The sequence below is a fragment of the Terrimonas ferruginea DSM 30193 genome (assembly GCF_000425585.1).
Taxonomy (GTDB): Bacteria; Bacteroidota; Bacteroidia; order Chitinophagales; family Chitinophagaceae; genus Terrimonas; species Terrimonas ferruginea.
The window spans coordinates 91,733-116,959 of record NZ_AUDS01000022.1; the positions used below are offsets into that span (position 1 = coordinate 91,733).

Sequence of the window (25,227 nt, forward strand, 5' to 3'; positions counted from 1 at the left end):
AAAAAGAGACTATGCCTATTAATTATTACATATTTCTGGCTATTGCCCTTTTTTCCATCGGTGTGGTAGGCGTGCTTACCCGTCGCAATGCCATTATCATTTTCATGTGCATTGAACTGATGCTTAATTCGGTGAACCTGCTGCTGGTGGCATTTTCCAAAATGCATCACCTGGCGGCCGGCGCCACGCCCACTACGGGTATCGACGGGCAACTGTTCGTATTCTTCATCATGGTGGTGGCTGCGGCTGAAGTGAGCGTGGGACTGGCCATTATTGTGATGATGTACCGCAATATTCATTCAGTGGATGTTAATTTCTTAAACCGGTTGAAACACTAGTACCCGCATTGCCCGGGCCTAATTCATAAAGATGAAGAACGCATTACAACTCGCTTATCTGATCCCGCTTTTCCCGCTGTTAGGTTTTCTGCTTAATGGCCTGGGAAGAAAATATTTTTCCAAAAGCCTGATCGGCACCATCGGCAGTGGCGCCATCCTCGCGTCGTTTGCGGTAAGCCTCTGGGTATTTTTCCAGGTGAAAAGCGGCAACACACACGTTGCACATTATTTCAACTTCATCTCCGTAGGAGACCTGAAGATTCCTTTTGCTTTTCAGATCGATCAGTTGTCCTCCCTGTTCCTGCTGATCATTACAGGTATTGGTTTCCTGATTCACCTGTATTCCACAGCTTATATGCATGATGAAAAGCCGGAACACTTCGGCCGTTATTTTGCTTACCTCAACCTGTTCGTATTCTCGATGCTGCTGCTCGTAATGGGGGCCAACTTCGTGATCATGTTCATCGGTTGGGAAGGCGTTGGTCTTTGTTCTTATTTATTGATCGGTTTCTGGTTCAGGAAAGAAGAATACAACAAAGCGGCAAGCAAAGCTTTCATTATGAACCGCATCGGTGACCTTGCTTTCCTGATTGCGCTGTTCTGGCTGATCAACAAAACGGGTACCGTTACCTTCCTCGAAGTATTCAGTGCGGAATCGCTTTCCAAACTTTCCGATAGGGATATCACCGTAATTACCGCTTTACTCTTTGTGGGTGCAACCGGTAAGAGTGCGCAGATTCCGCTGTACACCTGGCTTCCGGATGCGATGGCAGGTCCCACACCGGTATCGGCGTTGATCCACGCCGCAACGATGGTAACCGCAGGTATCTATATGATTGCACGCAGCAACGTATTGTACTCGATGGCGCCTGCGGTAATGACCGTGATCGCGATTGTTGGCCTGGCAACAGCGCTGCTGGCCGCAACCATTGCGTTGAAACAAAACGACATCAAAAAAGTATTGGCCTATTCTACCGTTAGCCAGTTGGGTTATATGTTCCTGGCACTGGGTACCGGTTCTTATGTGGCGGCTGTTTTTCACGTAATGACACACGCTTTCTTCAAAGCCCTGATGTTCCTCGGCAGCGGCAGTGTGATCCACGCCATGGGTGGCGAACAGGATATCCGCAAAATGGGCGGGCTGTCAAAATACATGAAGATCACGAATATCACCTTCCTGGTCGGCTGTCTGGCGATCGCGGGTATTCCCGGTCTTTCAGGTTTCTTCTCCAAAGATGAAATCCTGGCCGGCGCTTTTGCCACTTCGCCGGTGTTTTATGCGATCGGTCTGTTCACGGCTTTGCTGACGGCATTCTATATGTTCCGTTTGTATGCCACTACATTCCGCGGTAGTTTCCGGGGTACGCATGAGCAGGAGCATCATCTGCATGAAAGTCCTGCAGCCATGACCATTCCGCTGATCGTGCTGGCGGTTCTTTCGATTGTGGGCGGCTATGTAGGTGTACCTGAATTCATCGCAGCAGGTGCGCATTCACTGAAAGATTTCTTATATCCGGTCTTCGAACCTTCTTATAAAATATTGCAGGAGCATCATGTAAGCCATGAAACAGAATGGGGGCTTACAATCGGCTCAACCATCGCCATCCTGGCCGTAGTAATTTATGCCTGGACACGTTTCAGTAAAAAACCTGACCTCGCCGAGCCGCAGGGATTGGGTAAAGTGCTGGCGAATAAATGGTATGTGGATGAGATCTATGATGCGGTAATTGTAAAACCATTGAACAAACTCGGCGCGCTGCTGAACAATATAGTTGAAACAAAAGTGATCGACGGCATTGTGAATGGTGTAGGCCGGTTGGTGAACTATGGTGGCCGTCAGTTGCGTTGGGTGCAGAGCGGTCAGGTTGGATTATATGTGTTGCTGATGGTGTTGAGTATGATCGTGATTTTCGTGTTGCAGTTTTTCTTCAGGAAATAAAAAAGATTATTGAACAATATTTCCCGGAAAGGATGAAGGCACAACGCCGGCTTCTGTATCCGGGGCATTAAAGCACCGCAGTGGCGGTATAGGCTATATGATCGCACTTTTATTGATACTGGTTCCTTTGCTGAGCGGCATAGCGACTTTTTTTATAAAAAAGGAGCAGGCTGCCCGTAGCTGGGCCATGTTGGCTGCCGTAGTAACCCTTGCTGTTTCCCTGCTGGGACTTACCGTGCTGAATAAAGCAAATTACCTTTCCTTCCACGCTACGTGGTTACCCGAGCTGGGCAGCAGTTTTTCTGTTGGTCTCGATGGCATGGGGCAACTGCTTTGCCTGCTTACATCCCTGGCTTTTCCGCTGGTGTTCCTCGCTACCTGGCGCAGAAGCTATCCGAATGGTCATTCCTTCTTTGGATGGATGTTGCTGGCGCAGGCCGGTCTGATGGGCGTATTCCTGGCCACGGATGCCTTGCTGTTCTATTTCTTCTGGGAACTGGCACTTGTGCCGATGTACTTCATCTGTTCACGCTGGGGTGGTGAACGCAGGATTCCGGTTACTTTCAAATTCTTCGTATATACGTTTGCCGGTTCAGTAATCATGCTGGTCGGCCTGTTGTATGTTTACTTCAGTGCAGGTAATTCATTTGCCATGCATGATTTCTATGCGGTACGTCTTACCAGCAAAGAACAAACTTTCCTTTTCTGGATGTTCTTTGTTGCTTTTGCGATAAAGATGCCCATATTTCCCTTTCATACATGGCAGCCTGATACGTACGAGCAATCGCCGACTGCTGCCACCATGATCCTGAGTGGTGTGATGGTGAAAATGGGGCTGCTCGGTCTGCTGCGTTGGTTGCTGCCGGTGTTGCCGATCTCTTCCTATGCATGGGGTGATGTAGCAAGTGGCATGGCCGTAACGGGCATCATCTATGCATCGCTGATTGCCATGCGCCAGGATGATATGAAACGCCTGATTGCTTATTCGTCCATTGCGCACATCGGTCTGATGTGTATCACCATCTTCTCTGAACACAAAACAGGTCTGCAGGGAGTGATGATCCAGATGTTCAACCATGGTATTAACATTATCGGATTGTGGATCATCGTAGAGATCATCGAGCGTCAGTTTGGTACACGTAAAATGAGCCAGCTCGGAGGTATTGCACAAAAAGCGCCGGTGATGGCCATCTTCTTTGTGATCATTGCCTTTGCCAATATAGCGCTGCCGCTTACCAACGGATTCATCGGCGAATTCCTGATGTTCAATGGCATCCTGAATTCTACCGTTACCAAATACGGTGTATTGCTGACCGTGCTTGCCGGTACGGGTATTATTCTCGGAGCAGTATACACATTGGGAATGATCCGCAAAACATTTTATGGTGAAGTAAACGAACTCACCGCCAACGCACGTGATCTGAAATGGAATGAAAGCCTCGCGCTGACGATCATCGTGGCCATCATCATTGTATTGGGCATTTATCCGCAGCCGGTGCTGAACCTGACCAATGAGATCACCGACACCATCTTGAAAAACGCCGACGTCTTGTCTATAAAGAAGTAAGAGGAAAGAACTATGAACGCACTTGTATTATCCGCCATTCTGGGAGTAGTCATGATGTTTAGCGGTATTCTGCTGAAGCGCCCCGCTGCCATCCGCAGCGTAGCCATAATTGGTTTGCTGCTGCTGCTCGCAAGCAATATGCTCGACATGTCCGGTACACGGTTTTTTTCCATTAATCTGGGAGACTTCCTGCACTTCGACCGGTTTGCATTCCTGTTCAATTCCGTTGCTATCTTCTGCGTGCTGGTATATGTACTGCTCACCGGCAAAGCGATTGAAAGAGTAGGCGTGAAGAATTATGCGGATTATTTTGCCCTGTTCTTCTTCGTCCTCTGCGGCATCTTCCTGGTTACTTCATTCCAGTCTTTGCTGATTCTTTTCCTCGGTATAGAAATCATTACCATTCCGCTTTATATTCTTACCGGCAGCGACAAACGCAACCTGAAAAGCAATGAAGCGTCGTTGAAATATTTTCTCATGGGTGCCTTCTCAACAGGGCTCATGCTCATGGGTATCGCGCTGATCTATGGTGCGCAGGGAACATTCGCTATCGAAAAATTCAACCTGCTGAAAATACCGGGGTCTCCGCTGATGATTGCGGGTATGTTGCTGATGCTTTTCTCGATGGCTTTTAAAGTATCTGCGGCGCCGCTGCATTTCTGGACGCCAGACGTGTACGATGGCGCACCAACAGTGTTTACTTCATTCATGGCCACGGTGGTGAAAGCCGCGGTGTTTATTGGTTTTATCCGTTTGTTTGAAAATGCCTTTGGTTTGCTGCAGCCCACCTGGCAGTTATGGGTGGCGTTGATGGCGGCTGCCACACTTTTTGTGGGCAACATCACGGCGGTGTTCCAGCAAAGTGTAAAGCGAATGCTGGCTTATTCCAGTATTGCACAGGCGGGCTTTATGATGCTGGCGATCTTTGCGCTGAATGGCGATGCAAAGGAAGGGCTGTTGCTGTACGGAGCGGCCTATAGCCTGGCTACTATCGGTATCTTCAGCGTGTTGTCGCGCATGGATGATTACAGCTACGAAAGTTTCAATGGTCTTGCCGCACGCCAGCCACTGGTTGCTGCAACACTTACCATATTCCTTCTTTCACTGGCGGGTATTCCGCTTACGGCGGGCTTCCTCGCGAAGTTCTACATGATCAAGGCAGTAGTGGCTACGGGTTCCAACCTGTGGCTGGTTGTATTTGCCCTGCTGATGGCGGCCGTGAGCGTGTATTACTACTTCCGCGTAATCCAGGCCATGTATTTCCGCGAAGCGGGCGAACACAGTGCTTCATTCCAGGAACCCGGCAAAGGATTCAAATGGGTGCTTGTATTGGTCGCTGCGTTGATAATCGCACTCGGGTTATTCCCCAGCCTGCTCCTTAACTGGCTTTACTTTTAATTCAAAAGTCAAAAGTAAAAATTCAAAAGTGCTGAGGCGCATGAAGAAAGCCCGGTTACAATTGACGATTCACTTATTTTCTTCGTGCTGATTTGTGTAACTTCGGGAGGCATTCCTTTTTCTGCTATGAGCGGAAAGAATACGAAGCATAAAATTTCATGACCTGGCGTGATGTATTTTCTTTAGCCTATCGCACAATCGGCAGTAATAAACTGCGGACAGGTCTTACTGTCTCTATCATTGCATTTGGCATCATGGCGCTGATCGGGATCATTACGGCGATCAAGGCAATGAACCAGAAATTTTCCGAAAGTTTTTCAACAATGGGAGCGAATGCATTTACTATTCGTTTCCGTGAGCGGAACATCCGTTTTGGTGGTGGCGGGGGTAATGATGTGACTGTATCCAAAAAAGGCCAGCGGGAAAAAAAATCAAACATGGGTAAACGCATCACGCGCGATGAGGCGGTGATGTTTGCACAAACCTATAAATATCCTGCGCAGGTAAGCATATCGATATTTGGCAGTCGCAACAGCATAGCCTCGTATGGCAGCAAGAAAACCACTCCGAATGTAATGGTGTATGGCGGGGATGAAAACTATGTTCAGCTGAACGGTTTCCGGTTGTCATCGGGAAGAAACATGAGTCGCCAGGATGTAAGCAGTGGGCAGAATATTTGTATACTCGGCTTTGATGTAGCAAAGAGGTTATTCGGTGGAGATGCGCCGGAAACGGCGGCGACAGGCAAAATGATCCGGATCAACAATCTTCCCTATCGGGTACTGGGTGTATTGGAGAGCCGCGGCACTTCATTCGGATTCAGCAGGGACAATATGATCATCACCAGTTACCAGAATATCGAAAGAAACTTTCCGGCGGGAAACTCGTATGTGATAGCGGTGATGACCGGACAGATCACGCAGGTGCCTACGGCGATGGGGGAGGCAGAGGGTACGTTCAGGGCGATCAGGAAAATGAATCCGTCGGAGGCGAATAATTTTGCCCTGGACCGCAGCGACAGTATAGCGGAGAAAGCCATGAACAGCCTGGGTTTCCTGACGATATCGGCTACGGTAATCGGGTTGATCACGCTGATCGGAGCGGCCATCGGGTTGATGAATATTATGCTGGTATCGGTATCGGAGCGGACCAAAGAGGTGGGACTGATCAAGGCGATAGGAGGAAAGAGCAGTGTGGTACGCCGGCAATTTTTAATGGAAGCAATCGTAATCAGTCTCTTAGGAGCTGTGTTCGGCATATTTCTTGGGATAGTGATCGGCAACCTGTTTTCGATTGTTTTGCAGACGGGCTTTGTCGTTCCCTGGAACTGGGTTTTCTACGGCATTATTCTCTGTAGTATAGTCGGATTACTGGCCGGTCTTTACCCGGCACTGAAAGCGGGAAAGCTCAACCCGATAGATGCATTGCGCTATGAGTGAGGCACGTACAGAGGATCAAATGAGATGAAATTCTTATCAAATTGTTTTCAAAGAATTGTTGCTTTTCAAAAAATCCTTAACTTGAAGCCCTTACGCAAAAAAGTATAGCGTGGAAGTTTCTGGTTTGAACTTTTTCGTTAGCATTGCAGCGTTAAAAACAAGACACTTTTATCTCACAAAAAAATCTAAAAAATTTAAGATCATGGCGGAGACTAAACCCACTGCAACAGTAAAAGCTACATCTGTTCAGGCCAAGAAAAGCAGTAATGCCATTTCCTGGATTGCTCCTATCGTTTGTATTGTTGCAGGTTACTGTATCTGGCGTTTTATTTTTGGTAATCCCGACGGTTTTAAAACACCCGATCCTGCCGGTGGATTCTGGCCACACCACAAAGATCCCAAAGGTGCATTGAATGGTATCTATGAAGGTGGTATCATCGTTCCGATCCTGGTCGGTATGCTCCTGATGGTAATCGTATTCTCTATTGAAAGATTCTTGACCATTATCAAAGCATTAGGAAAAGGTTCTATTTCCGATTTCGTAAGAAAAGTACAGTATCACCTGGCTAACCGTAACGTAGATGCTGCTATTGCTGAGTGCGACAAACAAAGAGGTTCTGTTGCCAACGTAATGAAAGCTGGTCTGCGCCGTTACAAAGAGATGATCACTGAAACAGGGCTGGACACTGACCAGAAAGTACTGGCTATCCAGAAAGAAGTGGAAGAAGCTACAGCGCTCGAACTGCCTATGCTGCAAAAGAACCTGGTGTTCCTTTCTACTATCGTATCCTGTGGTACCCTGATTGCCCTCCTCGGTACGGTACTGGGTATGATCCGTTCATTCTCTGCGCTTGGTGACGACGGTGGTGGTAACGCCGGTGAACTGGCAAAAGGTATCTCTGAGGCCCTGTATAATACAGCACTCGGTATCGGTACTTCTGCTGTGGCACTGATCATGTACAACATCTTCACTACCAAGATCGACTCTATCACGTACGGTATCGATGAATCAGGTTTCACCCTGACCCAAAGCTTCGGTTCTCTCTACAAATAATTCTCCGGAACTATTTGTGTGGAAACTGACTCATTTTTCATCTAAATACTAAACGTTTTACAAATGCCAAGTGTCAAAATACCGAAGAAAAGCACGGACACCGATATGACGCCCTTTGTGGATATCGGGTTCCTGATCCTTTCCTTCTTTATCATGGCGACCAAGTTCAAGCCACCTGAGCCGGTGCCGATCGTAACGCCTAATTCGGTAAACTCCACTGAGTTGCCCGATAACAACGCGGTTATGATCAGTATCGACAAGGATAACAAAGTTTACTTTTCCGTATTCGCTAAAAAAGACCCTGCGATTGCCGATGAGATCGTGCGTAATGTGGCATTATCCCGCAACATTACCCTCTCTGACGCTGAGGTGAAAAACTTCCGCAACAGCATCACCGGTATGCCGGTGAACAAGCTCAAGGGTTACCTGGCTTATCCTGCTGCCGAGCAAAGCAAGATCAAACAGGATGGTATTCCCGTGCTGGACTCTGCAACAAACGAGCTGGTATGGTGGATTGCGGCATCTGAGCGTGCATTTGCAGGCCAGGAGCTGAAATACCTGATCAAAGGTGACGGTGAATCCAAGTATCCCACGTTCAAAGCAGTGGTAGATGCGCTGAAGCGCAACGACAAACTGAAATACAACCTGGTGACCATGCCGGAAGGCGTTCCCGGTAACAGCGACCTGGATGCTTATAACCGCGAGGTACAGCGCCTGGGAACGAAGAAGTAACTAAAAATTTTAATTTTTAAAATCATTTAAAATGGCAAGTTTAGATACAGGCGACGGCGGTGGCGGCCACAAGAAAGGCCCGGGCGTGAAGAAAGCCAAAAAGCTGAACACACGCGTGGACATGACACCGATGGTTGACCTTGCCTTTTTGCTGATCACCTTCTTCATCTTCACTGCGACGATGAACAATCCGACGACCATGGACCTTAATATGCCCAAGGACACGGATAAAAAGGATGAACTGACAAAAACAAAGCAATCAGGTGCCCTTACGCTCATGCTGGGTAAAGACAATCACATCTTCTATTATGAAGGTGAATTGCTGCCGGATGGTTCCAACTTCAAAACAGCCTCTTATTCTCAGGTGCGTGATATCATCATCAAGAAGAAGAGGGAAGTAGAAGCCTCCTATGTGCGCGACCCTGCATGTGAGGCGGAAAAGCAGAATGCCGGAAAACCCATTAGTCTCTGCAAGCAAAAAGACTTCTTTGTGATGATCAAACCCACAGATGAGTCTTCCTATAAGAATGCGGTAGACATCCTGGACGAAATGACCATTAATAAAGTTGAACGCTATGCTCTTGTGAAAGTAGCTGATACTGAGATGGATCTGATCAAAGCAACCGAAGGCAGCGCGCCAAAACAATAAGCGGCTTGTGGAAACTATCCGCTTTAGCATCTAATTAAAACAAATTAAAGAAATGGAAGCCAACAAAATACTATCGTCGGATTTGCTGGACCTGGTTTTTGAAGGTCGCAATAAAGACTATGGTGCCTATGAGTTGCGCCGGACGTACAACAAGCGTATCGGTATTGCGTTGCTCATTACTGCTGCCGTGGCAATCCTGGCGCTCGTAGCCTCTTTCGTGGCCAATGCCCTGAAGAGCAAGGAGCCTGAGAAAGTAGCCCTGACAGAGGTCACCATCCAGGAAATCAAGCCGCCGGAGGAGGAGAAGCCGGTAGAACCGCCACCTCCACCGCCGCCAAAAGCACCAGATCCTCCCAAGATCGAAATGAAACAGTTTACCCCTCCCGTGGTGGTAAAGGATGAGGAAGTGAAAGAACCACCTCCCACCAACGAAGAGTTGAAAACTGTTAAGATCGACGTAATCAACCAGGAAGGTATCAAGGACATGGGTATCGCCACACCGGTACAGATCGATGAAGGTAAAGGTGTGATCGAAACCAAGAAAGTAGTAGAGCCTGAGATCTTCGAAAAAGTGGAAGTGGAAGCTTCTTATCCTGGTGGTCCTAAAGCGTGGGAAAACTTCCTCCGCCGTAACCTCGACCCCAACGTTCCCCCGGATAACGGAGCGCCTCCCGGCAACTACACTGTTTATATCCAGTTTGTAGTGTCTGTGGACGGTACGGTGAGTGATATTAAACCGCTGACCAGCCATGGTTACGGTATGGAACAGGAAGCTGTTCGTGTACTGAAGAAAGCTACCAAATGGGTACCTGCTATTCAGAACGGCCGCTCTGTAAAAGCTTATCGCAAGCAGCCGATCACCTTCCAGGTAGAAGAACAATAATTCAAACTTCTTACTGATAAAAAAACCTCCGCAATCCGCGGAGGTTTTTTTGTGAATAGTGAATAAGTCAATAGTGAATGATCATTATTGAGCGTGATTCTAATTGCTTGTCATTATCTGCTGAAACCATTTACACATTTTCACACTTGCACATTTACACATTGAATTTCCACGTGTGGAAATTCACCCTGCCGGTATCTCATTGAAAAGTATAAACCATGGATACCAACAAAATTCTAACCGCAGATGTACTCGATATCGTATTCGAGGGACGCAACAAAAGTTATGGGGCTTATGAGCTTCGCAAAACTTATTCTTCACGTTTAAAAAAAGCATTACTCATCACGGGGCTTGCTGTTGCAGGGATAGTAGCCAGCGCCGCTGTAATCAACAACAACAAAAAAAATCTGTCACAGCAAATCGACAACGAGGGCGTGAAAATTACGGAGGTTGAAATGCCGGAAGAAGAGAAAAAGCCTGAACCGATTCCTGAAGAACAAAAACCACAGGAGCAACCGCAGCAACAATTGGTAGAACAGTTGCAGTTGCAGACGATCAAATCTACCAATGTTGTAATAGCAGATGACGACCAGGTTATAGATCCTCCTCCCACGCAAGATGATCTGAAAAATTTAAAGATCGATCTACAAACAAATCTTGATGGGGCTGTTGACAAAGGCATAGCCAATCCCGCCAAAATTCTGGACAATGGAACCGGCATCATTCCTGAAAAGAAAAATCCGGAACCGGATATCTGGGAGAAAGTGGAGATCGAAGCTTCATTCGAAGGAGGCCCCAAAGCCTGGGAAAGTTTTTTACGCAGAAACCTTGATGCCGATGTGCCTCCCAACAATGGCGCACCCGAAGGCAAGTACACCGTGATCGTTCAGTTTGTAGTAGATGAAAACGGTGTGGTAAGTGACCTCAAACCGCTCACGCATCATGGCTTTGGTATGGAGCAGGAAGCCTTGCGTGTTTTAAGAAAAGCAAGCAAGTGGAAACCCGCCCAGCAGAACGGCCGCCTGGTGAAAGCGTATCGCCGTCAACCGATCACGTTTGAAGTAGCGCAGAATTGAGGTGTAAGAGGAGAGGCGTAAGATGTAGGGTGAAAACAGCCGTAATAAGTATTAAGTAATAAGTTGAACAGCCGCGGAAGCGCCAGGAGCTTAGCCAGTGACGACTGACGTTAAGCACCTCGGTTAGCCCCTGTTAATACATTTTCAAATTATCAAATTTTCAAATTAACAATAAAGCCCCGCGAGCGGGGCTTTATTGTTATACGTTCTCGGCGAGTAGTTGCCGTATGAGTATTTCAAGTTCCTTGATTCTTTTTTCCAGCATCGGAAGATTGCGGCTGAGCGCCTGGCTTCTTAATGCAGCCGTATAATCATGCGCAGGAGAACCGGTGACAGCTTTGCCGGCTTCGATGGATTTGCTTACGCCGCTTTGCGCATTTACTTTGGCTCCGTCGCCGAGTTGAATGTGACCGACAATACCAGCCTGCCCGCCGATCATTACGCCGTTACCGATTTTGGTGCTGCCACTTACACCGGCCTGTGCTGCAATGACGGTGCTGTTGCCTACTTCCACATTGTGCGCGATCTGGATCAGGTTGTCCAGCTTGGCGCCCGATTTAATAACGGTGGAACCGATGGTGGCACGGTCGATCGTGGCGTTGGCTCCGATCTCTACATAGTCATGGATCACTACATTGCCGATCTGCGGTACTTTCTTAAAACTACCATCTGCTTGCGGGGCGAATCCGAATCCATCACTGCCCACTACCGTACCGGCATGGATCGATACATGATTGCCGATCTGGCAATCGTGGTAAATCTTTACACCGGGATGAATAACACAGTTGTCGCCGATGGTGACGTTATTGCCGATATAAGCGTTGGGATAAATTTTAGTATTGTTGCCGATGCGTACATTTTCGCCGAGATAGGCAAATGCACCGATGAATACCTGTTCGCCATACGTAGCCGATTTGGCGATATAAGCCGGTTCCTGAACGCCCTGAAGCTGTTGCTGCATGATCTCCTGGTACTTGGTCAGTAGCGTGGCAAAAGCGCTGTATGCATCCGGCACGCGGATCAATGTTGCGCTCACGGGTTGTTTCAGTTCATAGTTTTCATTCAGGATGATCACGCTGGCACCGGTGCTGTAGAGGTAGTCCTCATATTTAAGATTGGCCAGGAAACTGAGTTGCCCTTCCCTGGCTTCTTCAATTTTTCCAAAAGAGTTCACGGCAACATTCGGGTCGCCCTCAACTTTACCGTTAATAAGAAAAGCAATCTGGGAGGCAGGGAAGGTCATATAGTTTAATGTTAAAACGAGTTTGAAAATGCCCGGTTCTTCCTAAGCATATCTCATACAACAAATGTAATGTTTTTTGACCTTGCTGCTTAAATTGTGCTGGATCAGGGCATTGTCCACTTCCGAGATATCTTTGATGGTCCCGTCTTTGAAAAGTATGCTGATCCGCTCGTCAGTAAGGTTGTAAGTGGTGTTGCTGGCTACTCCCGTGAATACCAGGTAGTGAGCTTCCTCCGGGCCTACCCCGAATTTTTCCATAATGGCTGCTCTCGCCTGCTCCAGGGTTTGTCCGGGTATGGGTTCGGCCTGCAATTTTACCTTATACAATCTGCGGTCAATCAAAGAACGGCAAAGCAGGCTTAATATTTTATCCGGGTGATGGATCCAGTTTTTGATCGTGGCCATGATATCGTGATCGTCCAACTGGCAGAACGCCGGTAATACTGCTTTTATATTGCGGTATTCATCAGGCTTTTTCAGCATTTTGTCAAAGGTCAATGAAGCGGCATTCACTTCTTCGCCAAGGGCGATGAGTTCTTTTGCACGATGGATGATCTTGACCACCATCATTTCGGCAGCGATCACCGTTTTGTGCAGGTATACCTGCCAGTACATCAGCCTGCGTGCGAGCAGGAATTTTTCAATGGAATAAACGGCTTTCTCTTCTACCAGTAAATTACCATCTTTTACCGCCAGCATTTTGATGATACGGTCATAACCGATCACACCCTCCGCCACGCCGGTGAAAAAGCTGTCGCGGTTCAGGTAATCCATGCGGTCTACATCCAGTTGTCCGGATACCAGTTGATGCAGGAAAGGTTTGGAGTGTTTGTTGGTGAAGATGGCGATGGCGGTAGAAAGCTGACCGTTAAACTCTTCATTGAGCGCTTCCATGATACAAAGCGATATTTTTTCATGGTGCGCACCGGGAATCAGTTCGTTTTCGAGCGCATGGGAAAACGGACCATGGCCGATATCGTGCAGCAGGATCGCGATCTTTGCGCCCAGCTCTTCGTCTTCGGTAATAGGGATCTGCTTGCTTTTTAATTCACTTAAGGCTGTACACATCAGGTGATAAGCACCAAGCGAATGATGCAATCTTGTATGCACGGCTCCGGGATAGACAATATGCGCAAATGCCATCTGGTGAATATTTCTCAACCGCTGATAATACGGATGAGAAATGATTTGCAGGATCAAAGGATGATCGATGGTAATAAATCCATAGACAGGGTCGTTGATGATCTTGCGGACAGCGTTCATTTTTTGATTTTTGGTAAAGCCCGGACCGGGAAAGAGAACAAAAGTACGCTACCGGCCATGAAAAAGCTAACTTACACTGTGCCGGGTCTGCACGGCGGTCAAGTCTTAACAAGAAAAAAGGGAAACGCTTCCCGGCAAGTGGAACCTTGGCTGTAAATTTGGAAGAATTCAAAAAATCAAAATTCAAAGCCACTCCGTTTTTTTTGACTTTTTACTTTTTAATTTTTACTTGAATATGGCATTAGCGCATATAATCTGGGTCGACGACGAAATAGAGAGCCTGCAATCGCAGAAACTTTTCCTGGAAAACAAAGGATACGATGTACAGACGTTTACGAATGGATTTGATGCCATTGATTACGTGAAAGATAATCTCGTGGACGTAGTATTGATCGATGAATCGATGCCGGGCATTACGGGGCTGGAAACACTGGCCAAAATAAAAGAGCTGAACCAGTCGCTGCCCGTGGTGCTGATTACCAAAAACGAAACCGAAAACCTGATGGATGAAGCCATCGGTTCGCAGATAAGCGATTACCTGATCAAACCGGTTAATCCCAACCAGGTTTGGCTGAGCCTGAAAAAGATCATCGACAACAAAAGGCTGGTATCGGAAAAAACCACGACAGCTTACCAGCAGCAATTCCGCAACCTGTTCATGGCCCTGAACAGCAATCCCGACTTCAACGAATGGATGGATATCTATAAAAAACTGGTGTATTGGGAACTGGAGATGCAAAAAACCGACAGTCCTGAAATGGTGGAAGTCTTGCAGACACAGAAGAATGAAGCCAATACGGAGTTTTTCAAATTCATCTCCCGCAATTACTCGAAATGGACAGGACCTAAAAGTGTGGAAGGCCCGGTGATGAGTCATTCGCTGATGCAGTTTAAAGTATTGCCTCACCTGGAAAAAGGAACACCGCTGTTTTTTATACTGATCGACAATCTCCGGTTTGATCAATGGAAAGCCATTCAACCCATCTTTGCCGAAAGCTTCCGGATACTGGAAGAAGATAGTTTTTACAGTATTCTTCCCACCGCCACGCAATATGCGCGGAATGCCATTTTTGCCGGCATGTTGCCCATCGACATAGAAAAGAAATTTCCCAATCAATGGAAAAACGACGATGAAGAAGGCGGGAAAAATCTGCACGAAGAAGAATTGTTGCGCGCGCAGTTGAAGCGGTTGGGCAAGGAAGATATAAAAGTGTCTTATACAAAAGTGGTCAACAACCAGGCGGGCCTTGATTTGGTCAACAATATGCACAACCTGCTGACCAATGACCTCAACGTGATTGTTTACAATTTTGTAGACATGCTCAGCCATGCGCGCACGGAAATGGAAGTGCTGAAAGAACTGGCGGGAGATGAAATGAGTTACCGCAGCATCACGGCCAGTTGGTTTGAGCACTCACCGCTGCACCAGGCGCTGCGGAAGATTTCGGAGAAAAACATCCGGGTGATCCTGGCTACCGATCATGGCAGTGTGCGGGTAAAAAATCCCTGCAAAGTGGTAGGAGACAAGCAAACGACGACCAATCTGCGTTATAAACATGGCCGGAACCTGAACTATGAACCAAAGGATGTACTGGCCTTCCGCGACCCGAAAGAGGCCGGATTGCCGACGCCTACGGTCAATTCTTCCTATATATTCGCAAAAGAGGACGGGTTCCTGTGTTACCCCAACAACTACAACTATTACGTCAACTATTACCGGAATACGTTCCAGCACGGAGGTGTCAGCCTGGAAGAAATGATCGTTCCCGTGATCAAAATGCAGAGCAAGTAGGAAAAACCGTGCATCTGTTGTGGAAAAAACGCTGACAACAGGCCGGTTCTCCCGGCCAGGCTTGCGTAAATTTGTGGTTATTCATTTATATCATTAACGTTCCGGATGAAATACACTCAAACCACGCTAGACAAGTTAGAGACGATACCTGAGCAGTCGGGTTATGTGCTGCGGTATGAACGCGGAACCTTTCAGAGCGGTTATTGCATACTGGAGGAGAAGAAGGTTATTGTGTTGAATAAATTCCTGCAGATCGAAGGGCGGATCAATACGCTGATGGACCTGATCACCCAACTGGACATCAATCCCGATATGCTGACAGACGATGCCCGTAAATTATATCTTGAGATCAATGCCCGTGCGCAGCAGTCTCAGGAAGACTGACCACATCCGCGCCGGCGGAATAAAACAAACCTGTGTCCTGTCCTCCGCTTAAAATAACATTCCTGGGAACCGGTACAAGCAGTGGTGTGCCGATGATTGGCTGCGACTGTGAAGTATGCCGGTCTGCCGATCCGCGTGACAATCGCCTGCGGTCGAGTATACTGGTGCAATCGTCTGCCACAACGCTGATCGTGGATACGGGCCCCGACTTCCGCTACCAGATGTTGCGCGAGGATGTGCGTCACCTCGATGCCGTATTGTTTACGCACCCTCATAAAGATCATATTGCCGGTCTCGATGATATCCGGGCCTATAATTTTTTCTCCCGGAAGCCGATGGATATTTATGCGAACTCGTTGACGGAAGAGGCGCTGCGTCGTGATTTCTATTATGCATTTGCCGATACAAAATATCCGGGTCTTCCCGAATTGAATCTCCACACATTTGACGAGGAGCCGTTCATGGTGGGCGACATACCGGTACAGCCTGTTACGGTATGGCATTATAAAATGCCGGTAAGCGCTTTTCGTTTCGGCACATTTACCTATATCACAGATGCGAACCGGCTGGATCCGGAAGCGTGCTCGCTTGTGCGCGGGTCATCAGTATTGGTGGTAAATGCGCTGCGTAAGGAACAGCATCTTTCGCATTTTACGCTGCAAGAAGCGGTGACATTGGTGAATGACCTTGAAGTTCCGCAGGCTTATTTTACGCATATCTCGCATCAGTTAGGATTGCATGCGGAGGTGAGTGAAGAGTTGCCGGAAGGGATGGCGTTGGCTTATGACCGGCTGGTGGTGGAGGTGTAGGGAGTGGTAAGTTTTAGGTAATAAGAGATGATGTAAGTTCTGGAGCAGTAAGTGTAATAACCGGCATCGGTATCTTATACTTTGATTTAAAATAAGCAATTATTTTGTCTAGATGGCGAACCGCCCTTGCAAAATGTTTATCGTGAGTCAGGTGTTGCTTAACGGATTTATTTTCACGATTATCATGGCAAAGATAGCGGGCACGTCTGGCCAGGCCTTCTAATTTGACATAGCTTAAATAAATGTCCTCATCAATTTTGGCAGGCGATAATCCAAATGGATTTAATGCATTTTTGACCTCTTCTTGCGCTCTGTAGTGCAAATCTGCAATCCTGGCCAGGTGGGCATTGACTGCATGAACGGCAGAATAAAAGCATACCGTTACCTGCCAATCCCAGAATTTCGAGTTTTGCTTGTTTGTGCTCTCTAAGAAGAAAAGATTCTTTTGAGTCTGTGAAATATGTTCGTCAAATGAAGCCAACTTAATGTAATAGGTTTATGTATTGTGGTGGAGTTGATAAATTATCAGACTCTTCGACAATAGTGGATGATAGGTAGAAGCCTTTATCGAAATATCGTGCATTGATCTTTGCTTCAGTAAGCAACAAAGCATTTTCCATGGCTTCATCGTCGTCTTTTATCTCTGCCCAAACCAAAAGCTTGGAGTCTGTCAATGCCATGGCAAGTTTTAGCGGTTTATTGTTAGTTGAACCAAGTTCTGAGACATATTCCCTCAAAATACTGGTGATGAAGAATCTTGAACTGGTCTCCCGTGAGTTTCTGAATACTGCTGCAGTGTTCCCTGAGATAAGCTGATCATAAAACTTTTTTGTTTCAGCGGTGGCAACTCCTGAAGAATACAAAAGATAATCCGTTCTGATATGATCAATCATCTTTTCGAACCATGCTGACGTTGTGGTGTCTTTTCTGATTGCCTGATTGTTGATTATATCATTCTTTTTCTGCGGCATGTGTGATGAGGATGTTTACAGGACAAGCTTTTCTGGGGTGTTCTGATCTTTCAACTCCGCCTCCAGTTTCCGGAATGCCGACCACATATCGTGACCGACTGCCTGCCAGTCGCCAGTGAGTGCTTCTTCGTTGGTTCGCTGGGATAATCTCGTTCTGAATTCAGCTATCCTACTGCCGCCGGAAAAGACAGACAAGAATCCATTCCAAAAGGAAAATTGTTTTTTTATCCGAAAGTATACTGCTCATGATTTGTGGTTGAATAAATCAAAAGTACATTGCCGTAGTACCCATAGCCGTACGATAAACACTTAAATTTTAATGAAAATTTTATACTTTTTTCAAACCTAACACTTGTTAGTTTCGGTCAATAACCTTTATTTTTGTACAGACCTTTAACGATGCCGTTTGCTTGCCGTAAAAACCTATAAGGCTCAAAAGGCCTTATAGGTTTAATTTTTTAATTTACTTATGAACTTCCTACAGAACGAACTCACCGAACAGGTAGCACAGACCGCCCGCGACTTCGCCCGTCAACACATCCGCCCATACATTATGGAGTGGGACGAGTCCCAGGAATTTCCCGTTGAAACATTTAAAGAAATGGGCAAGTTGGGACTGATGGGCGTACTCGTACCCGAACAATACGGCGGTGCCGGACTTTCTTATTTCGAATACAAAACCGTTATCGAAGAAGTAGCCCGCGTCTGCGGCTCTGTAGGACTCAGTCTCGCCGCACACAATTCACTCTGTACCGGACATATCCTGCAATTCGGCAACGAAGAACAAAAACAGACTTACCTGCCCAAACTCGCCACCGCCGAATGGATCGGTGCCTGGGGTTTGACAGAAGCCAACACCGGCAGTGATGCCGGCAATATGCGCTGCACAGCCGTCCGCGATGGCGATGGATGGATTATCAACGGCACCAAAAACTGGATCACGCACGGCAAGTCCGGCGACGTGGCCGTAGTTGTCTGCCGCACCGGCGAACCCCGCACACGCAACAACGCCACCGCCTTTATCGTGGAAAGAGGAACACCGGGTTTCAGCGCCGGAAAAAAAGAAAATAAACTCGGTATGCGCGCCAGCGAAACGGCTGAAATGGTTTTCGATCAGTGCCGTATTTCCGATAGCCAGCGCCTCGGAGAAGTAGGGGACGGTTTTTACCAGGCCATGAAAGTGCTCGATGGCGGCCGCATTTCGATTGCCGCCTTGTCACTGGGCATTGCCCGCGGCGCTTACGACGCGGCGCGACAGTATGCACAGGAGCGCCATCAGTTCGATAAACCCATCGCAAGCTTCCAGGGTATTTCCTTCAAATTGGCCGATATGGCCACCGAAATAGAAGCGGCCAATCTCCTTATCCTGCAGGCCTGCGATCTCAAGAACCGCCATTTACCCATGACCCGCGAAGCCGCCATGGCCAAATACTACGCAAGCGAAGTAGCCGTGAGGGTAGCCAACGATGCTGTGCAGGTATTCGGCGGTTATGGCTATACCAAAGATTTTCCCGTTGAAAAATTCTACCGCGATGCCAAACTCTGCACCATCGGAGAAGGCACCAGCGAAATTCAGAAACTCGTGATTTCGAGAGAAGAGTTGAAGAAGTAATGTGATAATTTGATGATTTGAAAATTTGAAAATGGCGATTATAACAGGAAGTATCCGGCTGTTTCATTGTCAAATTTTCAAATCATCAAATTCTCAAATTAACTACTTCACTTCCTGCATATCCACCAACCGCTTATAAAAACCGTTTTGCGTGATCAGTTCGGCGTGGGTGCCGCGCTCAACAATTTTTCCCTTTTGTAATACGATGATTTCGTCGGCATGACGGATCGTGCTGAGACGGTGAGCGATCACGATACTCGTGCGGTTCTGCATCATGTTGTTGATGGCATCCTGCACCAGCCGTTCGCTTTCGGTATCGAGAGAAGACGTGGCTTCGTCGAGAATCAGGATCGGCGGATTTTTTAACACGGCGCGGGCAATAGTCAGGCGCTGACGTTCGCCACCGCTGAGTTTGCTGCCACGGTCACCGATGTTGCTTTGATAGCCCAGTTCCTTTTGTGTGATAAAATTATGCGCATTCGCTACTTCGGCAGCCTTGTGTATTTCTTCATCACTGGCATCGGTGGCACCCAATGCAATGTTGTTGGCAATGGTATCGTTGAACAGGATGGGCTCCTGCGTTACAATGCTCATCTGGCTGCGTACACTGTGCAGCGAATAATCGCGGATGTTGACGCCATCGATCAATACCTCACCGGATGTCACGTCATGGAAACGCGGCACAAGATCGGCGAGCGTGGATTTTCCTGCGCCTGAAGAGCCTACAAGCGCGACCGTTTTTCCTTTTTCAACAACGAGATTAATATTGTCCAGGATCACCGCATCGTCATAAGCAAAACGCACATTGCGGAACTCGATGCTGCTGTTGAACGATTCCAGTTTTTTCCCATTGGGGTTATCATCTACGGTTTGAGGTGTAGTCAATACTTCTTCAATCCGTTTGATCGCAGCCGACCCTTTCTGCATATTGCTGAAAGATGTGGACAACGTTTTTACCGGGTTGATGATGTTGTAGAAAAGCGCCAGGTAGGTAAGGAAAAGAGAGGCATCCAGTCCATCGAGCTTTTGCTCCAGCACCAATTGGCCGCCAAACCAAAGTATGCCAACAAAGACCATTACCCCCAGTAATTCAGACATGGGAGAAGCCATATCGCGGCGGCGGCTGATACGATTTTTGGCATCCAGCAATTCATCGTTGATGCGTCCGAACCGGCCCTTCAATAATGATTCTACGTTGAAAGCTTTGATTACCCGCAGACCGTTGAGGGTTTCGTCGATCACCGACAAGGATTCACCATGCTTTTCGGCAGCTTCGTTGGAGTGACGCTTCAGCGCGCGTGATATGCGACCCAGCACAAACCCGATAACCGGGATACAAATTAAGATGGCGAAGGTCAGTTTGGGGCTGATATAAAACAGTACGCCAAAGTTGACGACGATGGTGAGGGGATCGCGGATCCATCCTTCCAATGCTCCAACCAGTGAAGACTCCACCTCGGACACATCGTTCGTAATGCGGCTGATCAGATCTCCCTTGCGCTGTTCGGTGAAATAACCGATCGGTAAATGCAGGATCTTTTCGTACAGCTCCGACCGCAGGTTGTTGACGATGCGGTTCTTGAGCGGATTGAGCACATAGAAAGAAAGATAGAGGAAAAGATTTTTGAGAAAAATGGACACGATAATGATCACACAGATGACCGCCAGCCCGTGCAAAGGATTGAAAGGCTGCCCGGGTTCAATCAGGAACCTGCTGATATAAGTGGTAACCGGGTTCTCACCCAGCTCACCCATATTGCCCTTAAAAATAAGTTGAAAGAAAGGAGCCAGCATGCCCAATGACACAATGGAAAAGACTATCGACAGCACAATAAAGACAAAGTAGAGGACTACTTTGCCCTTGAATTGCCCGAGATAGTTAAAAATCCTCGAATATTTCTTCATTACAGTATTAATAGCTTAAACGGCACAAAGTAAGTAATTTTACCGCCGTAGCCCAAACCGCCCGGAACAGCGGCCTGCCGTCTGTAAAATTCACCGGTCCGGTACGGGAAAAATCAATGAATTATGGAAGAAGGAAAAAGACAGAAACAGATCGCCGGCCTGCTCAACGAAGAAATGAATACCATTTTTCAACGGCTGGGACTCAACATGATCGGTGGAGGAATGGTTTCCATTTCATCTGTTAAAGTAACACCGGACCTGCTCGAAGCCCGCTTCTATGTGAGCTTTTTCCAGGTGGCCGACAAAGAAGCTGCGCTCAAACACATAGAAGATAAGCATCATGAAATCAAAAAAGAACTGACGGCACGCGTGCGTCATCAATTGCGGAGCATGCCCGTGCTGAAATTCTTCTACGACGATACCCTGGATCATGTATTCCGTATGGAAGAACTGTTCAAAAAAATCAACGAAGAAAAGAATAAAGGCGAGTAACCAGCATCTCACCAAATAACCGGACATCTCTTGTACTTCCTATTTGCCTGGCGGTATTTCAAAGCCAAAAAATCAGCGAATGCCATCAATATCATTGCATGGATCAGCATTGTGGCGATCGTTATCGGCACTACTGCATTGATCCTGGTGTTGAGCGTGTTCAATGGCTTTGAAGGATTGGTGAAATCATTGTATTCCTCTTTTTATACCGACCTGCGCATATCTCCCAAAGACGGCAAAACACTCAGCCTGTCAGCAGCGCAGCTTGCAGATTTGAAAAAGACCGGTGGCGTTGCCAACGTTTCCCTGGTGGTTGAAGAAAAGGCGATCGTCCAGCAGGGCGACTACCAATCCGTTGTTTATCTCAAGGGAGTGGATGAAACCTATCGGTTTATCAGCGGCGTGCCTTCTCACCTGATCAACGGAACTTACAATCTTGGTTCCGAAGCTGCTCCCAAACTTATCCTGGGTGCAGGTATCGAAGGAGCATTAGGTATCCAGGCCGACCGCAACCTGCTGCCTTTGCGTATTTACCTGCCGCGTAAAAGCACTACTGAGCAGATAGATGAAATGAATGATATCAGCAGTGATACCATTCAAACCTCCGGTGCCTTCATTATCCAGCAGGATTTCGACAACAAATACGCACTCACCAATATTGATTTCGTGAAACGGGCACTGCGTTTACCCGCCGATGCTTACACGGCTGTGGAGATTTCGCTGCGCGATCCTGATCAGAGTAAAACGATCCGCGATCAGTTGCAGAAAATGATGGGCAGCGCCTATAAAGTGCAAGACCGTTATCAGCAGAACCAAAGTCTTTATGCCGTTATGAACCTCGAACGATGGGCCATCTACGGTGTGCTTTGTCTCATCCTGATCGTAGCAGCCTTCAACATGATCGGTGCCTTGACGATGCTGGTGTTGGAAAAACAAAAAGACATCAGTATCCTGCATGCATTGGGTGCCAACCGCGGATTCATACAACGCATTTTCCTGAGTGAAGGCTTTCTGCTGGCCATCATCGGTGGAGTAGCGGGCATGTTGCTTGCCGTGCTGATCGTTGTCCTGCAAATAAAATTCCATCTCATCCCGCTTACGGGCGGCTCATTCCTGATTGATTATTTCCCGGTTGAATTACGCTGGCCGGATTTCCTGCTGGTGGGCGCTACCGTTTTTGTGATCGCGCTGGTAGCGTCGTGGCTGCCCTCGAGGAAAGCGGCGGACAGGGATTTTTCGTTGAGAAGCGAATAGGGAAGGTATAAGGCGTGAGGTATAAGGTATAGGGTATAGGGTGAAACAGCCGTTATAAGTTTTGTAGTTCGTGTATACGAGCCACGGCTGTTTTATTCACGATTGACCATTGACCATTGACCATTCACTATTCACGATTGACCATTCACCATTCACCAATGACGATTCACGTTCCTTCACAACTATCAACCCATAAAAAAGTCCCGGTTTGCAGCCAGGACTTTTTTGAATTTTTATTTTTGACTTTTGAATTTAATAATCTCCAAGTGTCTCGGGCAACTGATCCAGCGCTTTGGCCAGTTGTTCGTCGTTGGGCGCGATGCCGTGCCATTCGTGCGTGCCTTCCATGAAGTCAACGCCCTTACCCATAGCCGTATGCATCATGATAGCGATTGGCTTACCCTTGCCGGTCATTGATTTGGCTTTGTTCAGCGTTGCCACTACATCATCCATATCGTTGCCGTTCATTTCAAGTGTAGCCCAACCGAAAGCTTCGAATTTTTCCTGGATATTGCCGAGGCTCATCACTTTGTCGGTGGGACCGTCGATTTGCTGACCGTTCCAGTCGATGGTGGAGATCAGGTTGTCCACTTTATGGTGGGCGGCAAACATGGTCGCTTCCCAGATCTGGCCTTCATCCAGTTCGCCGTCGCCATGGAGGGAGAATACCAGGTGGTTGTCACCATTTAATTTTTTGGCCAATGCAGCGCCGAGCGCCACACTCATGCCTTGTCCGAGCGAACCGCTGGCTACACGGATACCGGGAAGGTGTTCGTGCGTGGCAGGGTGGCCCTGCAGCCGGGAATTGATTTTGCGGAAAGTGGACAGCTCTTTTATATCGAAATAGCCTGAACGGGCCAGGGTAGAGTAAAAAACAGGGGAAATATGGCCGTTTGACAGGAAAAACACGTCTTCGTCGCGTGCATCCATGTCAAAGTCCGGATTATGTTTCATTACATTGAAATACAATGCAGTAAAGAAGTCGGCGCAGCCCAGTGAACCACCCGGGTGACCGCTGCTCGCACCATGAACCATCCGGACGATATCCCGGCGTATCTGCGACGCAATTGCCTTGAGTTCTGCCATAAAATAGGAATGTTTTAAAGTTTTTGTATCTTGCCGCCCCTGTCCTCTTGGTTGTGGTGCAAATGTGCAACCTTTTTCGATACAAACGTCCATCCTCCTAAGCCAAATTAGCCCGATAACCCGAAAAGCCTTGCGCAGAGCGGAATTAAATTATTGTGCTGTGACAAAAAAAGGTCGGTATTCCAGTGATCTTTCAGGGGAATACTTATTTTTGTGAACTGTTAAAATTTACTTAATGCCCGATGTGTTGCTGACAGCTGCCGTAGCCTTTATTATCTCATTTCTGGCAATACCGGTAGTGCTGCAGATAGCTGACCTGAAAAAACTTTATGATGTACCTGACGAAAGAAAGCTTCACACTCACCCTGTGGCTTCGTTGGGCGGGGTAGGTATTTTTGGTGGCTTTCTCTTTGCATCGCTCTTGTCAATCCAGGGGCAATTCAATCCCGAATTTCAATACTTTTTTGCCGCTGCTCTCGTAATCTTTTTCCTTGGCCTGAAAGATGACCTCGTGATTCTTTCCGCCAGTAAAAAATTTGTAGGGCAGATCATTGCGGCAGCGATCCTGATACACCTCGGTGATATCCGCCTAAACAGCATGTACGGCCTGTTCGGCATCAACGAACTGCCCGAAGCGTTCAGCTATGCGTTGTCTTACCTTACCGTTATCGTGATCATCAACTCTTTCAACCTGGTCGACGGTGTAGACGGTCTCGCCGCGAGCCTTGGGCTGTTGACGATGCTGGTATTTGGCACCTATTTCTTTATGATACGCGAGCAGGCTTATGCTTTGCTGGCCTTCTCCATGGCGGGAAGCCTCATCGCATTCCTCATCTTCAACCATCACCCCGCGCGCATTTTCATGGGCGACTGCGGTTCGCTGATGATCGGATTGCTGAATGCCATCCTTGCTATCAAGTTCATCAATATCACCAATGATTCGTCGGTGCCCATTCCCGTACCGGCTTCCGTACCTATCGCATTCGCTATTCTTATAGTGCCCCTGCTCGATACGCTTCGTGTTTTCTCCATAGCCGTCAACTTAGTGTTAGAGGAAGAAACGGTTTGTTTCAAGGGAACTGAGTCTGAAAGCGATCAATGAGATAGCCGGTAAGTTAAGCGCCATTTTTTCACCGCAGCAGTTAAATGCGTTGGCACTTCAAACAGGATTGATCCAACGTAAACGCAAATTGGGCGTGGAGAGTTTTGTGCGGATGTTGTTGTTTGATCAGTATGAGTATGGAGCGGCAAGCCTGCAGCAACACAGCCTGAAGCTATGGCAGCAGGAGGCTGTTTGTATGAGCCGGCAGGCGCTGGATAAGCGGTTCACGCCGGGTTCAG

Annotated in this window: 24 protein-coding genes; 18 read left to right on the forward strand and 6 right to left on the reverse strand. The window is 47.6% G+C overall.

Annotation, left to right across the window (positions count from 1 at the left end):
• Window positions 1–11 precede the first annotated feature (11 nt).
• From nuoK to H608_RS0109480, 10 genes are all read left to right on the forward strand, one after another.
• On the forward strand, window positions 12–338 hold the full coding sequence (gene nuoK, locus H608_RS0109435; protein WP_028787469.1) for an NADH-quinone oxidoreductase subunit NuoK: 327 nt from the start codon (window positions 12–14) through the stop codon (window positions 336–338).
• 31 nt (window positions 339–369) lie between these two features.
• The gene (gene nuoL, locus H608_RS0109440; RefSeq protein WP_028787470.1) at window positions 370–2,277 is read left to right on the forward strand and encodes an NADH-quinone oxidoreductase subunit L; all 1,908 of its coding nucleotides are present in this window, start codon (window positions 370–372) and stop codon (window positions 2,275–2,277) included.
• Between the two features lie 97 nt (window positions 2,278–2,374).
• Window positions 2,375–3,844 (forward strand): complex I subunit 4 family protein, encoded by a 1,470-nt coding sequence (locus H608_RS0109445; RefSeq protein ID WP_028787471.1) that lies wholly within the window; start codon window positions 2,375–2,377, stop codon window positions 3,842–3,844.
• A 12-nt stretch (window positions 3,845–3,856) separates the two neighbouring features.
• A complete protein-coding gene (locus H608_RS0109450; RefSeq protein WP_028787472.1) occupies window positions 3,857–5,242 on the forward strand; it encodes an NADH-quinone oxidoreductase subunit N in 1,386 nt (461 codons plus the stop codon).
• Window positions 5,243–5,400: 158 nt separating this feature from the next.
• A complete protein-coding gene (locus H608_RS0109455) occupies window positions 5,401–6,681 on the forward strand; it encodes an ABC transporter permease (RefSeq protein WP_028787473.1) in 1,281 nt (426 codons plus the stop codon).
• 202 nt (window positions 6,682–6,883) lie between these two features.
• Window positions 6,884–7,735 (forward strand): MotA/TolQ/ExbB proton channel family protein, encoded by an 852-nt coding sequence (locus H608_RS0109460; protein ID WP_028787474.1) that lies wholly within the window; start codon window positions 6,884–6,886, stop codon window positions 7,733–7,735.
• Between the two features lie 63 nt (window positions 7,736–7,798).
• Window positions 7,799–8,467, forward strand: a complete 669-nt coding sequence (locus H608_RS21825) for an ExbD/TolR family protein (protein WP_051268171.1) — start codon at window positions 7,799–7,801, stop codon at window positions 8,465–8,467.
• Between the two features lie 31 nt (window positions 8,468–8,498).
• Window positions 8,499–9,116, forward strand: a complete 618-nt coding sequence (locus H608_RS0109470; protein WP_028787475.1) for an ExbD/TolR family protein — start codon at window positions 8,499–8,501, stop codon at window positions 9,114–9,116.
• 52 nt (window positions 9,117–9,168) lie between these two features.
• Window positions 9,169–9,999, forward strand: a complete 831-nt coding sequence (locus H608_RS0109475; protein ID WP_028787476.1) for an energy transducer TonB — start codon at window positions 9,169–9,171, stop codon at window positions 9,997–9,999.
• Window positions 10,000–10,217: 218 nt separating this feature from the next.
• Window positions 10,218–11,075 (forward strand): energy transducer TonB, encoded by an 858-nt coding sequence (locus H608_RS0109480; RefSeq protein ID WP_028787477.1) that lies wholly within the window; start codon window positions 10,218–10,220, stop codon window positions 11,073–11,075.
• 199 nt (window positions 11,076–11,274) lie between these two features.
• Here the strand turns inward: H608_RS0109480 and lpxD are convergent, their stop codons facing one another.
• Together lpxD and H608_RS0109490 are read right to left on the reverse strand one after the other, a co-directional pair.
• Window positions 11,275–12,318: a UDP-3-O-(3-hydroxymyristoyl)glucosamine N-acyltransferase gene (gene lpxD / locus H608_RS0109485; RefSeq protein ID WP_028787478.1), complete on the reverse strand. Its 1,044-nt coding sequence runs from the start codon at window positions 12,316–12,318 to the stop codon at window positions 11,275–11,277.
• Window positions 12,319–12,360: 42 nt separating this feature from the next.
• On the reverse strand, window positions 12,361–13,581 hold the full coding sequence (locus H608_RS0109490) for an HD domain-containing protein (protein WP_028787479.1): 1,221 nt from the start codon (window positions 13,579–13,581) through the stop codon (window positions 12,361–12,363).
• A gap of 235 nt (window positions 13,582–13,816) precedes the next feature.
• Here H608_RS0109490 and porX point away from each other — a divergent pair, with 235 nt between their 5' ends.
• From porX to H608_RS0109505, 3 genes are all read left to right on the forward strand, one after another.
• A complete protein-coding gene (gene porX, locus H608_RS0109495) occupies window positions 13,817–15,373 on the forward strand; it encodes a T9SS response regulator signal transducer PorX (RefSeq protein WP_028787480.1) in 1,557 nt (518 codons plus the stop codon).
• A 105-nt stretch (window positions 15,374–15,478) separates the two neighbouring features.
• On the forward strand, window positions 15,479–15,757 hold the full coding sequence (locus H608_RS0109500) for a hypothetical protein (RefSeq protein ID WP_028787481.1): 279 nt from the start codon (window positions 15,479–15,481) through the stop codon (window positions 15,755–15,757).
• Between the two features lie 32 nt (window positions 15,758–15,789).
• On the forward strand, window positions 15,790–16,566 hold the full coding sequence (locus H608_RS0109505) for an MBL fold metallo-hydrolase (protein ID WP_028787482.1): 777 nt from the start codon (window positions 15,790–15,792) through the stop codon (window positions 16,564–16,566).
• Between the two features lie 13 nt (window positions 16,567–16,579).
• Here the strand turns inward: H608_RS0109505 and H608_RS0109510 are convergent, their stop codons facing one another.
• Together H608_RS0109510 and H608_RS0109515 are read right to left on the reverse strand one after the other, a co-directional pair.
• Window positions 16,580–17,047 carry a hypothetical protein gene (locus H608_RS0109510; protein WP_028787483.1) on the reverse strand — a complete coding sequence of 156 codons (468 nt, stop codon included), beginning with the start codon at window positions 17,045–17,047 and terminating at the stop codon, window positions 16,580–16,582.
• A 1-nt stretch (window position 17,048) separates the two neighbouring features.
• Entirely contained in the window at window positions 17,049–17,537 is a 489-nt protein-coding gene (locus tag H608_RS0109515; RefSeq protein WP_028787484.1) for a hypothetical protein, read from the reverse strand.
• A 469-nt stretch (window positions 17,538–18,006) separates the two neighbouring features.
• Here H608_RS0109515 and H608_RS0109525 point away from each other — a divergent pair, with 469 nt between their 5' ends.
• Entirely contained in the window at window positions 18,007–19,149 is a 1,143-nt protein-coding gene (locus H608_RS0109525) for an acyl-CoA dehydrogenase family protein (protein ID WP_028787486.1), read from the forward strand.
• Between the two features lie 102 nt (window positions 19,150–19,251).
• Here the strand turns inward: H608_RS0109525 and H608_RS0109530 are convergent, their stop codons facing one another.
• Window positions 19,252–21,054 (reverse strand): ABC transporter ATP-binding protein, encoded by a 1,803-nt coding sequence (locus H608_RS0109530; protein WP_028787487.1) that lies wholly within the window; start codon window positions 21,052–21,054, stop codon window positions 19,252–19,254.
• A 123-nt stretch (window positions 21,055–21,177) separates the two neighbouring features.
• On the opposite strand from H608_RS0109530, the gene rbfA reads away from it, so the two are divergent.
• Both rbfA and H608_RS0109540 read left to right on the forward strand, forming a co-directional pair.
• Window positions 21,178–21,546: a 30S ribosome-binding factor RbfA gene (gene rbfA / locus H608_RS0109535; protein ID WP_028787488.1), complete on the forward strand. Its 369-nt coding sequence runs from the start codon at window positions 21,178–21,180 to the stop codon at window positions 21,544–21,546.
• 30 nt (window positions 21,547–21,576) lie between these two features.
• Entirely contained in the window at window positions 21,577–22,800 is a 1,224-nt protein-coding gene (locus tag H608_RS0109540; RefSeq protein ID WP_028787489.1) for an FtsX-like permease family protein, read from the forward strand.
• 252 nt (window positions 22,801–23,052) lie between these two features.
• On the opposite strand, the gene H608_RS0109545 is transcribed toward H608_RS0109540, so the two are convergent.
• Complete coding sequence (locus H608_RS0109545) at window positions 23,053–23,886, reverse strand: transketolase (RefSeq protein ID WP_028787490.1); 834 nt, start codon at window positions 23,884–23,886, stop codon at window positions 23,053–23,055.
• Between the two features lie 235 nt (window positions 23,887–24,121).
• Here H608_RS0109545 and H608_RS21830 point away from each other — a divergent pair, with 235 nt between their 5' ends.
• Window positions 24,122–24,988: an MraY family glycosyltransferase gene (locus H608_RS21830; RefSeq protein WP_051268173.1), complete on the forward strand. Its 867-nt coding sequence runs from the start codon at window positions 24,122–24,124 to the stop codon at window positions 24,986–24,988.
• Window positions 24,989–25,037: 49 nt separating this feature from the next.
• Window positions 25,038–25,227: hypothetical protein (locus H608_RS0109555; protein WP_028787491.1), on the forward strand; the 190-nt coding region annotated here is incomplete at its 3' end.